The organism is Providencia sp. PROV175 (assembly GCF_032707045.1).
In the GTDB taxonomy this organism is placed as follows: Bacteria; Pseudomonadota; Gammaproteobacteria; order Enterobacterales; family Enterobacteriaceae; genus Providencia; species Providencia hangzhouensis.
Genome location: NZ_CP120533.1, coordinates 791,737 through 804,754, shown reverse-complemented (window position 1 = coordinate 804,754; position 13,018 = coordinate 791,737). Strand labels below are relative to the sequence as shown.

General features: G+C 37.7%; 8 protein-coding genes. 5 read left to right on the top strand and 3 right to left on the bottom strand.

Going from position 1 to position 13,018, the window contains the following annotated elements; translation table 11 throughout:
• The first annotated feature begins 140 nt into the window (after positions 1-140).
• Positions 141-1,355, top strand: coding sequence for an exonuclease subunit SbcD (gene sbcD / locus P3L44_RS03380; RefSeq protein ID WP_272661676.1), 1,215 nt, complete (start codon positions 141-143; stop codon positions 1,353-1,355).
• 1 nt (position 1,356) lies between these two features.
• Positions 1,357-5,040 carry an AAA family ATPase gene (locus P3L44_RS03375; RefSeq protein WP_272661677.1) on the top strand — a complete coding sequence of 1,228 codons (3,684 nt, stop codon included), beginning with the start codon at positions 1,357-1,359 and terminating at the stop codon, positions 5,038-5,040.
• A gap of 47 nt (positions 5,041-5,087) precedes the next feature.
• On the opposite strand, the gene P3L44_RS03370 is transcribed toward P3L44_RS03375, so the two are convergent.
• Complete coding sequence (locus P3L44_RS03370; protein WP_200129221.1) at positions 5,088-6,371, bottom strand: cystathionine gamma-synthase family protein; 1,284 nt, start codon at positions 6,369-6,371, stop codon at positions 5,088-5,090.
• A gap of 48 nt (positions 6,372-6,419) precedes the next feature.
• On the bottom strand, positions 6,420-7,454 hold the full coding sequence (locus P3L44_RS03365) for an isopenicillin N synthase family dioxygenase (protein ID WP_272661678.1): 1,035 nt from the start codon (positions 7,452-7,454) through the stop codon (positions 6,420-6,422).
• A 240-nt stretch (positions 7,455-7,694) separates the two neighbouring features.
• Between P3L44_RS03365 and P3L44_RS03360 the strand changes: the two genes are divergently transcribed.
• The 3 genes from P3L44_RS03360 to P3L44_RS03350 all read left to right on the top strand — a co-directional run bounded on the left by P3L44_RS03360 (position 7,695) and on the right by P3L44_RS03350 (position 10,237).
• The gene (locus tag P3L44_RS03360) at positions 7,695-8,555 is read left to right on the top strand and encodes a MetQ/NlpA family ABC transporter substrate-binding protein (protein ID WP_136134858.1); all 861 of its coding nucleotides are present in this window, start codon (positions 7,695-7,697) and stop codon (positions 8,553-8,555) included.
• 353 nt (positions 8,556-8,908) lie between these two features.
• The gene (locus P3L44_RS03355; RefSeq protein ID WP_004905586.1) at positions 8,909-9,508 is read left to right on the top strand and encodes a nitroreductase family protein; all 600 of its coding nucleotides are present in this window, start codon (positions 8,909-8,911) and stop codon (positions 9,506-9,508) included.
• 429 nt (positions 9,509-9,937) lie between these two features.
• Positions 9,938-10,237: a type 1 fimbrial protein gene (locus tag P3L44_RS03350; protein ID WP_094961944.1), complete on the top strand. Its 300-nt coding sequence runs from the start codon at positions 9,938-9,940 to the stop codon at positions 10,235-10,237.
• Between the two features lie 166 nt (positions 10,238-10,403).
• On the opposite strand, the gene P3L44_RS03345 is transcribed toward P3L44_RS03350, so the two are convergent.
• The gene (locus P3L44_RS03345) at positions 10,404-12,353 is read right to left on the bottom strand and encodes a bifunctional 2',3'-cyclic-nucleotide 2'-phosphodiesterase/3'-nucleotidase (protein WP_004905590.1); all 1,950 of its coding nucleotides are present in this window, start codon (positions 12,351-12,353) and stop codon (positions 10,404-10,406) included.
• Positions 12,354-13,018: the final 665 nt, after the last annotated feature.

Here is a 13,018-nt window from a genome sequence, read left to right as displayed (position 1 = left end):
AACGGTTAAATGTCATTTAAGTGAAATATTTCCGCAACATGGTAATAAAGTCACAAACACCCCTCACCCATTATATGGATCAGGTATACTCTCATTATCGAACGTTCATGCTCATTATTGATGATAGGAATTGATAACTCATGCGCATTATTCATACCTCAGACTGGCACCTTGGTCAGTATTTTTTTACCAAAAGCCGTGCGCCTGAGCACCAACATTTCTTAAATTGGCTAGTTGAGCAAGTAGAACTACACCATGTTGATGCCGTCATCGTTGCAGGTGATATATTTGATACAGGTTCACCACCGAGCTATGCACGTGAGCTGTACAACAAATTTATTGTCGACTTACAAAAAACAGGTTGCCAACTGGTTATTTTAAGCGGTAATCACGACTCTGTTTCTGTACTCAATGAGTCAAGTGCTCTACTTCGTTACTTGAATACACAAGTCATTACATCTGGAAGTGAGCCGCATGTTATTACATTAGTGAATAAACAAGCGCAACCTATCGGCTTAGTTTGTGCCATTCCTTTTTTACGTCCTCGGGATATTCAACTGAGTATCGCAGGGCAAGATATTGAAGAGAAACAACGCTCACTACAAAGCGCTATTCATGATCATTACCAAGCCAGCTACCAACTTGCACTAGAACAACGAGCCGCTTTAGGGTTGGATATCCCAATTATTGCAACTGGCCATTTAACCGTTGTCGGCGCAGCCTTAACTGACTCTGTGAGAGACATTTATATTGGTACGTTAGATGCGTTTCCTTCTGGGGCCTTTCCCCCTGCTGACTATATTGCCCTTGGCCATATTCATCGCCCCCAAGTGATTGGAGGACAAGAAAATATTCGCTACTGCGGTTCACCTATTGCATTAAGTTTTGACGAAACAGCGCAACAAAAAAGTGTCTGCCTTATTGAATTCACTGGAAGTGAATTAACTCAAATTACCCCCTTGGAAATCCCCATTATTCAGCCATTACAAAGCATTAAAGGATCCTTAAGCCAAATAGAACAGCAATTAGTGATATGGAAAGATTACCAAGGTGATAAACCGATTTGGCTTGATATTGAAGTCGCTTCACAAGATTACCTCGCTGATATCCAACAACGTATTGAAGCGTTGACACAAGAGCTCCCTGTCGAAATCGTGATACTACGCCGTGCACGCAAGCAAATACAGGGACAAAACCAAACCTTGGCCAATGAAACATTGAGTGAACTCACCGTAGAAGACGTTTTTTTACGTCGCCTTGCCCAAGAGTCATTAGAAGATCCTGAGCGTGAACAGCGCCTAGTGCAGTTATTTCAACAATCTTATGACGCATTACAAATGAGCAAGGAAAGTTAATATGAAGATTTTAAGTTTACGTTTAAAAAATATTAACTCCCTTAGAGGTGAATGGAAAATTGATTTCACTGAAGAGCCATTTGCTAGCAATGGGCTATTTGCCATTACAGGTGCCACAGGTGCAGGGAAAACCACTTTATTGGATGCAATTTGCCTCGCGCTTTATCACCGAACACCGCGTTTAAAAACCATTTCTAACGCACAAAATGAACTGATGACTCGCCACACTGGGGAATGCCTTGCGGAGGTGGAGTTTGAGGTCAAAGGCAAAGCTTATCGTGCCTTTTGGAGCCAAAGACGAGCAGGAGGAAAACCTGACGGCAATTTACAACAGCCTAAGGCGGAACTTGCAACGGTTACTGACGGGAAAATATTGACCGTAAAAATTACAGAGATAAAGGAATTAGTAGCACAAATAACTGGGCTTGATTATGAGCGTTTTACCAAATCAATTTTACTCTCTCAAGGTGATTTCGCTGCTTTTTTAAATGCTTCAGAGAAAGAGCGCGCTGATTTACTTGAAGAAATTACAGGCACAGAAATTTATAGCCAAATTTCAATTTATGTTTTTAATCAACACAAGCAAGCTAAAATTGACTTAGATTTGCTAAAAGCGAAAGCGCAAAGCATTAATTTACTCACTGAAGCAGAACATCAAGAGTTATTGGCACAACAAAACCATTTACTTGAACAAGAGACTCAAACCAAGCAACAGCGGGCTCGCCACCAACAAGGGGTTAATTGGTGGCAACAATATCACCAACTCACCCAGCGCATGCAATCACTTGATGATGAGCTTAAAAAAAACGAGCTTGAGTTCCAAGCCGCTCAGCCTCAGTTGAAACGGTTAGCGGACAGCGCTCCGGCAGAATCCCTTCGTCCGTTGTGGCAGGAAGTTGAACGCCTGCAACTACAACTCACTGAATACACGAATAAACAACAACGTTTGCAACTTAGCTTGCAAACTCAGCAAGCTGAACGAGACCCACTGCAAGAGAAGTTGTTGAAATCACAATCCGAGTATCAACAACACCTTGATTTTGCCAAACAACAACATCAATTGATTGATGAAACTGTCAGGCCTCTGGATAACCAAATTGCACAATTGAAACAGCAACAGTCTGAAATTACGCAGCAAATTGAACAACAACACACAACTCTTCAGCAAAAACAACACTTAGTTAATGAGACACAGAGTCAGATCCAAAATGCTCACATTGAGTTAAAGAAACACAACCTATTCCTAGAAGCGCACCCAAAAGACGCTGAACTGAGTTCCCAAATAGGTAGTTGGCAACAACAAGGTCATTTTATTTTCGAATTAGCCGACAAACTGGCAAGTTTACACAATAAACAACAAATACTTTCAAATGGCGTCGCACAGTTACAACGGCAACAACAGCTGCAAACTGAAAAATTAGCCCAAAAACGTCTCGAGTTAGAGCGCAGCACCGTCGCATTCAAAAAACAAGAAGAAACCTACAAACAAAATCAAGAAAAACATAATGTTAACACCATCAATCAACACATTGAACAGCTACAAGCTCGATTACAGCATGCCAAGTTATTACCCCTAATATTATCTCAATGCCTTAATACTCAAACACAAAAACAGAAAGAAATTCAAAAAGATGCTGAATTAGCACAAAGTATCACTGCAACGCAAAAAGAGTTGAGCATTGCCCTGACACGTATTAATGAGTTAGCCCCACGCGTCAAACTAACCAATGATAAATTACAATTAGAACAAAAAATTGTCAGCCTAGAGCATGAGCGCCAGCAACTCATAGCAGGTAACCCCTGCCCATTATGTGGTGCAACAGAGCACCCTGCAGTTAACGATTATCAATCAATCCATCTCAGTGAAACGCAGCAACAACTCATTGAACTAACAGATAAACTCGACCAATTAAAACAGCAACAAGCTCTGTTAGAATCACAACTTCACACACAAAAACAACGTCAGAACGAAAACTTACAGCAACAACAGCAAACCAATGAACAATTCGATGCTTTTAACCAACAGTGGCAAAAGACATGTGAGCAAGCACTCACTCCTGAGTTAGCCCAAAATGAGCAAGCCGTCACCCTCTTAGTTAATCAATTAACGGATCAATTAGCTACGCAACAGAGAATAGTGGCGGATATGGCGGCTCTAGAACGTGAATATCAGCAAGCCAAACATCATTTACATGAACAACAAGCTAGCTTTACACAGCTGCAATCAGAGCTGTTATTAGTCGAAGAGCGTTTAAAAAACCAAACGCAACAACTTGATGAGCTCCAAAAAGAACATAATCAGCTCCAACAGCGTAAACAGATACAAATAGAGCAATGGCAATCCACCCTAGATCCATTTAACTTAAGCGCGCCAGATAAAGATAAGTTTGATGAATGGTTTCGCGAAGTTACTCAGCGAAGTGAGCGCTTTAATAACAAAAAAATGGCGGCGCAAACACTTAGCCAACAAATTGAAGTCAATAATGCCACATTAAAAGTTGAGTCAGCACAACTCCGTATTCTCACTCAACAAATTGAACAAGAAGAAAATCGACTTAAACAAATTGAGTTAGGTTTAGAGCAAAAAATAGCGCAACGGAAAACACTGCTTTCTGGTTTAGCTATCAGCCAATTCATTCAGAAATTGAATGATAAACAAACCATGCTTTTCCAAACTCAGGAACAATTAAGTAAACAACTCAATGAGATTGATAAAGCCATCGCCTCAATGAATGGAAGCTATCAAGAGCTCATTGACGCCAGTGAAAAAACAAAACTGGCACAAAAACAAGTCAATACCCTGTTCTCTCAATCACTTACAGATAGCCCATTTAGCCATCAACAAGCCTTTCTTGATGCGTTAATAAGCCACGAAGAAAAGCAACAATTAGAAGAGCTAAGACAGCGCATAAACCAAGCTCGTATTCAGTGTGAAACACGTTATAAAGAGGGGCTACAGGCGATTGAAGCACTGAATCAACAACGCATTGCTGATTTTTCGGCGCTTACTGAAACGCAATTACAAACAGTAGTCACTCAACTTGATGAAGAAATTAAGCAAATAAACCAAAAGCAAGGCCAGATAATTAACCAACTCAGTGCAGATAAGCAACTGCGCCATCAGCAACAAGATTTACTGCAAGAAATAGAGAAAAGCCAATTAAGTTATGACGATTGGAGCTATCTCAGTTTACTTATCGGCTCCGCTGAAGGGGATAAATTCCGACGTTATGCACAAGGCCTAACTTTGGATTGTTTAGTTTCTTTAGCCAATCAACAACTTGAAAAACTTCATGGCCGTTATTTATTACAGCGTAGCCACCAAGCAAACCTTGAGTTACAAGTTATTGATGGCTGGCAAGCAGATAGCATTAGAGACATTAAAACGCTTTCTGGCGGGGAAAGCTTTTTAGTGAGTTTAGCATTGGCCCTAGCGCTATCCGATATGGTGAGTCACCGTACACAATTGGAATCGCTCTTTTTAGACGAAGGTTTTGGGACTTTAGATGCAGAAACGTTAGATATTGCCCTTGATGCATTAGAAAGTTTAAATGCATCTGGCAAAACTATTGGCGTAATTAGCCATGTGGAAGCAATGAAAGAACGTATTCCCGTCCAAATTGCAGTGAAAAAAGGCAATGGGCTTGGCTTTAGCGAACTTCCCGCACAATATCGCATCACCTAACTCAATTTAGTGACCATTCAGGGTGGGAAATTTCCCCACCCTGATGATTAAATCGCCTCTAATGCTAGTTCCAATGCATATTTAAGGTCATTCACATTTTCAATACCAATTGATAAGCGCACTAAATTATCACTAATACCAATATGTTCCCGGACCTTTTGAGCAACACCTGAATGGGTTGTGGACGCCGGATGGCTGGCGAGCGACTCAGTTCCCCCTAAACTAACCGCTAATTTAAAGATTGCTAAGTTGTCTAGAAAACGAAATGCATCCGCCTCATTATTCCCTACATTGATAGAGAAAGTTGAACCCGCTCCTGTACATTGTTTTTGATAAACTTGATGCTCTACACTCGCTTTCGGAAAAAAAGCAGGAAAATGCACTTTACTGACTTTAGGGTGCTGATGGAGATATTCAGCCAATATTTTTGCACTCTCATTTGCCCTTTCCATACGTAACTGTAATGTTTCTAATGACCGCCCTAACATCCAGCTAGAATGGGGGTCAAGCTGTGTACCGATGGCATTACGTTGCGCCTTCACTTTCTTGACTAACTCCTGACTTCCAACCACAGCCCCCGCAACTAGGTCTGAATGCCCTCCCACATATTTAGTTAGTGAGTACACACTTAAATCTGCGCCTAATGACAACGGCTTTTGAAATACAGGCCCTAGCAACGTATTGTCGCAAATGACTAACGGAGTTTGCCCATTTTGCTTCGCAGCTATCTGCTTAGCCACATGGCTAATTAATTCAATATCAACAAGTGTATTCAATGGGTTAGATGGTGTTTCAATATAGATCGCCGCAATTTTTTGCTCTTTCCCGACTCGATTAGCAACTTCTAAGATGGATTTCTGCTCGTACCCATTTTGAAATGGAATCGAAGTTATTCCGAAACGAGTGAACGTGTTTAAAAATAGGGTTTCAGTTCCACCATAGAGTGGCTGAGAGTGGAGTAGTACATCACCCGGTTGCAATACTGCCATTAAGCACGTTGTAATTGCCGACATACCAGAAGAAAATAGCGCTGCGCTTTCTGCCCCCTCATACAGGGCGAGTCTGTCTTCGACAATCTCACTATTTGGGTGGTTAAAACGTGAATACACCAATCCTTGTTTATGGTTTTCGCTCGTTTGTGTGCGCCCACTAACTAAGTTAAAAAAATCTTTCCCTTCCTGAGCGGTTTTAAATACAAATGTGGATGTCAGAAAAACAGGTGGCTTAATTGACCCTTCTGAAAGCTTAGGGTCATAGCCATAACTCATCATTAAGGTTTCTGGAGATAATTCTTTACCTTGTAAGTCCTTTTTATAGCTCTGTTCTGACATTTTTAGCTCCAATACGGTTTATCATCATATCTCTAACGACTCGACTGCTCAGATAATATTATTATTACTTATTATTTGCTCATATTCCTTAGGATAAAAGCGACGAGTTACTGTTAAATGGGAACGCAAACGCCCTTTAATGACATTTTTTCCAAGATTAGTAAATAATGGGTTTAATGGATCGCTATCCGGCCCTAACGCTTGTTGTGCTAAATAATGGGGTAAATTTAATAATGGGACTTCTTCCGCAAAAATATTTGGTGTAATAAAATAAGCAATGGAATAGCGGGAATGACTATTTTTACGCCTAACAACTTGATGAACATTCGCACGTAAATAGCCATTAGTGGCTAATTCAAATACTTCTCCAATATTTACCACAAATGCATTTTCCAAAGGTTCAACATCTATCCAACCAGCATCAGTTTCAACTTGTAGCCCCCCACTATTATCCTGCCATAATAAGGTTAAAATTCCCGCATCTTTGTGCGCTCCAACCCCTTGCTCCCCTTCATTATTATCTTCCCTTGCCGGATAATGAATAAGTTTTAATAAATGTTGGGCAGGGTCGGCAATAATTTTATCAAAACTATTTTCAGGTAATTCTAGTGCAACTAAAAACGCTTTAATTAATTTTACTGCAATGGTTCGCATTTCACTTTGCCACGCAAGTGCCTGAGATTTAAGTTCAGGTAAAGATTGCGGCCATTGGTTTGGCCCATGTAAATTAAACCAGATAGGGTCATCTTGATTAAGTTGTAATGCCGGTAACTCTTCGCCAATATCAATCTGTTCACGGTAATCTGGCTGGCTACGAGTGCTCTCTTCAGTGGATGCCGTGTACCCTCGAAAATGCTTTGAGTATTCCATCGAGATACTTTCTTTTTCGCTTTGAGGTAAGGCAAAAAATTGCTTGGTTGTCGCTAATAATTGCTCTCGGGTGCCAACGGAAATATTGTGTCCAACTAGATAAAAAAAACCTATTTCCCTAGCAATAAAGCGCAATCTTTTATAGAAACTCTCTCGTGTTTCAGGGTTTTCAAGCTCATGTAAATCAATAATAGGTAATTGTGTGATAGACATATTAATCGGCCTTTTTAAATATTTATTTAAATAATGAATAAAATTCACGATATATTTATCACTCGATTAAATACCACATCTGATATTACTAAAAATAATTTAAAACTATATCGATATAACTTTTTGTAACAGTTCACATCTTATATAACTGAAAATAAGAAATACGAAAAAAATATTATTTATAAAGCATTATTTTTATTTGGTTAGATACCGAGAACAAAACCAATTAGAGATCATCAAATGAAAAAACTACCTGCAGTGTTATTGTCCTTGTCGTTATCAGCCTTAGTGGCTTGCTCCCAAGAAGAAGACACCAATGAAATTACAGCACCACAAAAAGTAACTTCACAAAAAATTATTATTGGCAGCCACGGTAGTGATGCGGATATATGGAAATTTATTGCCCAATCACCGGAAGCTAAACAAGCCAACCTCGATATTGATGTCAAAATTATTGACGATGGAATAACACTCAACGTCGCTACCATTGACGGAGATGTTGATGTTAATGCATTTCAATCTTGGGGGTTTTTAAAAGATTTTAATAAAAATCATAATAACCAATTAACGGCGATCTCAACCACCTACTTTGAGCCAATGGGCATATATTCGGTAAAACATAAAAAATTAGCTGATTTACCTAAGCAATCTATCGTTGCCATTCCCAATGATGCCGCCAACCATATACGTGCACTTAAATTACTTGAAAAGTCGGGGTTAATTGCATTAAAACCTAATTTTAACCAAGCCACAGGGTCTACTAATGATATTGTCTCGAACCCTAAGGACTTAGTTTTTAGGCAAATAAAATATGCTCATGGCCCAAGAGCATTGCCTGATGTTGATATTGCAGTCATAGGTAATACCGCTGCACAAGAAGGCGGGTTAAACGTTTTAACTGACTCGTTATTTAGGGAAGAGAATGATGAGACTATTATTAATAATATCAATTTATTAGTTGTTAAAACAGATAACAAGGATAACCCTAAATTTGCCAAATTAGCAGAACTGTACCACACTGAAGCGGTAAGAAAGTACATCATTGATAATTTTGGTGGAACTAAAATCGAAATAACCAAAAATGTTAGTGAACTCAATTAAGTAAAACTAGTTATCATTCTTGCCTAGCAGGATTACGCCTCTTGCTAGGCTCTTTAATGCCCCATCTATTCTCTCTTTTTCTATGCTCAATTATTTTATATGTATATTATTCATTTGTGCCTATTAATGTCATCTCTCATCATAAAATCACACCAGAAACACATTTAATATATTGATTTTAAAAAAATTAAAAGCAAAACTTAACTTAGTGCAAAAATTTGAACCTTATCGTTAAATTTTTTTTCTATGATTTTTCATTCGCCAAGTTATAGTAATAACCATTGAAACACACTACGGCTTCTAAGATTTATTCAATAACATGCCGTGCGCTAATGAAAAGCTAGGAGACTAAAATGTCTAACGCATTTATCGAAATGATTAAAAATCGTCGTACCATTTATAACCTCGGCGATGCTTTACCTGTATCAGAAGAACACGTCACGAAATTAATTAAAGAAGCAGTTAAACATTCACCATCATCATTTAACTCACAAACATCTCGTGTCGTAATTTTATTTGGTGCTGAACACAAAAAATTGTGGAATATGACTAAAGAAGCACTGCGTAAAATTGTTCCTGAGCAAGCCTTCGCTTCAACAGAACAAAAAATTGATAGCTTTGCTGCAGGGGCTGGTTCTATTCTGTTTTTTGAAGACGAAAACATCGTAAAAGGTTTACAAGAACAATTCCCTTTATATGCGGATAATTTCCCAATTTGGTCTGAACAAGCCAGTGGTATCGCACAATTTGCAGTCTGGACAGCATTATCACAAGAAAATATCGGTGCATCTTTGCAACATTACAATCCACTGATTGATAATGACGTTCAAACAACATGGAATGTACCAGCTAACTGGATATTACGCGCTCAAATGGTATTTGGTTCGATTAATGCACCCGCTGGTGATAAAGACTTTATGGACGACGATGTTCGTTTCAAAGTTTTCAAATAAACTAGAATACTAAGAATTTAAATAATCCTCTCGTAATATATTTACGAGAGGATTTTATTTATTTGATATAATCAAGGTGAATAATTCAATATCATCACCAATGATGATCATAGTTTTAACTTATAACTTATTCTAAATTAATCCGCACCCTCAATAAAACATATTTATTCAAAATAGTTTATCGAAATAAAAAGAAATATTTACAATTATACTATTATTATTACACTCGTGTTACCGTCTGACTATTAATTGAACATGCGAAATTTGACAACTACATAAGTTGATATTTATCAATTCATTAGCCAATCACCCTACTAAACTCTAAGTATATTTTCATTTTTAGTTTTGCATTATAGATATTTGAACTACACTAAAAGTGAGAGCACAAAAACACGTTCCATCGTGTAAGTGTTATTAAGGGGGTGGACTATGAAAGGTTTATCTTTACTAACATCTGTTGTTGCTATAATCATTTCAAGTTGTTCTTTCACCTATGCAAGTAATAATTCATCAGGAGGTACAATTACATTTACAGGTTATATCTATGAGCCACAATGTTCAGTTAAGGTTGAACATAAAGAGCGAGTGAATATTACGTGTTACCGAAAAGGTAAAGATGTTTCAATAACTGGTTCTTTAAAAAATGGCCAAAAGGTAGAATCTGAATATGTGAAAGTTGAGTATGATAAACACACTAAGTTACCTATGTTAAATGTCTTTTATGAGTAGCTCCATAATGGTTACCTTAATCATAACTGCTCGGAATATTTAATGTAAAAATTGTCTTAATATTCCGAGCACTATTTTCCCCTCTAAAAAGTACCTCTTAAACACATTATTTAGCCACTAAAAAGCCCACCCGTAGGTAGGCTTGAATGATATCAATGTGTTCAGATTACTTCTCGGTTAAATCTATTTGATAAATAGCGAAACCAATATCATCAGTACCGACTTGTTTCATCGGATACTGCGCATTCTCTTTGATGAATTTTGCTGCTTTTTCACTTGGTGCAGTTTCAAAGCGAATATCCAGTTTTTTGTCTGTTTTAATTGGAGTGAATGACCAATTATTAGCCGCTTTAGTCGCAATTTGTCCTTTATCTTTAGACTCTTTAGCAATATAAGCCGCTAAAATAGAACGGTTTTCATCCGGTGATGCAAATGCAACATTATTATCACCTGTTCCAGCAAATTTACCGCCGTAGCCACGGTAGTTATTCGTTGCCACTAAGAAAGTTGCTTTTGGATCAATCGGTTTACCTTGGTAGGTTACGTTTTTGATTCGGTTAGCATCTTTGTTGACTGTTTGGCAATCAACATCGTATTTCGCTGGCTGAGTCAGGTCGATTTGGTAATTTACACCACTAATTGTATCGAAATTATAAGTTCTGAAACCATTCCAATTCAATAAGCTTTGTGGTGCTGTTGATTGTGGGTTGATTTGATTGAACATCCCGGCTGAACATTCTAACCACTCGACGACATCCGCACCTGTGGCTTTAACTACAACTAATGTATTTGGATATAAATATAAGTCAGCAGCATTACGGAAAGTTAAATCACCTTTTTCGACTTCAATAAATTCAGTCGGTGAATTTTTACGTCCACCCGCTTTAAATGGCGCTGCGGCTGCAAGAACTGGTAAATCTGCGAGGTCAGGGTCACCTTGAATAAAGTTTTTGGTGTAATCGATTTGAGCATCATTCACGATTTGTACAGTTGGGTCGCTTTGAACCAATGCTAAGTAGCTGTACATATTTTCGGATGCTTTACCGATATGTTTTCCGACAAACTTACGAGTATCTTGGTGTTCTTGTTCAATAATTTTTGCTAGGTCGCCATCACGCTCAACCAAGGCTTTCTTATTTGGTTTATCATAGACAGGGCGTGCATGAGCTGTTGCATCAACCACTTTCCACGCGCCATCATCATTATTGACCACTAAATCAACCACACCTAAATGATCACCCCACTGTCCTGGCATAACCGCAGGTACACCATTAACTGTTCCCTTTGCAATATCAACACCTTTGATATCGCTGAAATCTTTGCTAGGGAACACGCCGTGTGAGTGGCCAAACATGATAGCGTCGATACCTGGGACTTCACTGAGGTAATAAACTGAGTTTTCAGCCATTGCTTTATATGGCTCTTGAGAAAAACCAGAGTGAGGAATAGCAACAACTAAATCCGCACCTTCTTTTTTCATTTGTGGTACAAATTTTTTCGCAGTTTCAGTAATGTCATTAACTAAAACTTTGCCTTCTAAATTTGGTTTATCCCAAATAAGAATTTGTGGGGGAACAAAACCAATGTAACCAATCTTGATAGTGTGCGTTTTACCGTCTCTATCTTTAACCGGTGTATCTACAATAATGTATGGATTAAAGTAGTTTTTACCCGTTTTCGCATCAATAATATTAGCGTTAATGTATGGGAATTTTGCGCCATCAATAGCTTTATGTAAGAATTCTAATCCAAAGTTAAACTCATGGTTACCGAAGTTACCTACGGTGTAACCCATAGTATTTAAAAGTTTATGTGCAGGGTGAGATTCACCGTCTTTTAAACCTTCACCTACTATATAGTCTGCTAATGGGCTACCTTGGATTAAATCTCCGTTGTCCACTAATACTGAGTTTGTCGCTTCTTGTTTAGCGGCTTTAATTAATGTCGCGGTACGAACGTAACCAAATTGCTCTGTCGGCTTGTCTCTATAATAGTCAAAATCAATGAGGTTGCTGTGAACATCCGATGTTTCCATTACGCGTAAATCAACTGTTGCTGCGTTCGCATTAAATGCGACTAACATAGCAAGTGTTGAAAGTTTTAATACTTTATTCATGTAATCCCCTTAGTTGCCATTATTGAGAGAAAATTGCCTCTCAAATTTGAGTACCTATCCTGTAAAATTGAACAAATAAACAACAAAAATAGCGTTAAAATTTTACACTATGTGCATGACGTCAATTTTTAATGATAATACACTGCAAACACTAACCATTTTTTGTGACTAAATCACGGTTTTCATCTTTTTATTGGGCTTGATTTTTATATAGCTCACAAAAATAAATTAATGATGACAAATTCACCCAAAACAATTGAAGTTATCTTGTCGAGGTATTGTGAATATTTTTTGAAGTAAAAAAAGAATTGTGATTTATATCACTTAATACAAAGTAAACTTATTTTGATTAAAAAACCACAATTCGTTACATAAATAAAATAATCAATCTTACTTATCAAATTTGATTTAATAAATATATTTATTAGATCATCTTCAATTAATTAAAATTTAATTTAAGTAAAAAAAGATGATTATTTAAGCATTAAAATATCAATATTATTTTCTAACTTATGTGTACCATGACTAGGCGAAAATAAGATAATTTGTCGTTTTCTCCTCAAAGTAAACTACATTTTTTTTAAATAATTCAAGTTGTGGCAAGGCGGAAAAATGAGGTCATCTCAAGGAACATACATAAGTATGTGACTAGAGTGACTGAATGA

What these genes read in the sequence shown, in the direction of transcription:
- P3L44_RS03355 (WP_004905586.1), top strand. Translation starts at nt 8,909, where the DNA reads ATGTCTAACGCATTTATCGAAATGATTAAAAATCGTCGTACCATTTAT.
- P3L44_RS03350 (WP_094961944.1), top strand. Translation starts at nt 9,938, where the DNA reads ATGAAAGGTTTATCTTTACTAACATCTGTTGTTGCTATAATCATTTCA.
- P3L44_RS03360 (WP_136134858.1), top strand. Translation starts at nt 7,695, where the DNA reads ATGAAAAAACTACCTGCAGTGTTATTGTCCTTGTCGTTATCAGCCTTA.
- P3L44_RS03345 (WP_004905590.1), bottom strand. Translation starts at nt 12,353, where the DNA reads ATGAATAAAGTATTAAAACTTTCAACACTTGCTATGTTAGTCGCATTT.
- P3L44_RS03370 (WP_200129221.1), bottom strand. Translation starts at nt 6,371, where the DNA reads ATGTCAGAACAGAGCTATAAAAAGGACTTACAAGGTAAAGAATTATCT.
- sbcD (WP_272661676.1), top strand. Translation starts at nt 141, where the DNA reads ATGCGCATTATTCATACCTCAGACTGGCACCTTGGTCAGTATTTTTTT.
- P3L44_RS03375 (WP_272661677.1), top strand. Translation starts at nt 1,357, where the DNA reads ATGAAGATTTTAAGTTTACGTTTAAAAAATATTAACTCCCTTAGAGGT.
- P3L44_RS03365 (WP_272661678.1), bottom strand. Translation starts at nt 7,454, where the DNA reads ATGTCTATCACACAATTACCTATTATTGATTTACATGAGCTTGAAAAC.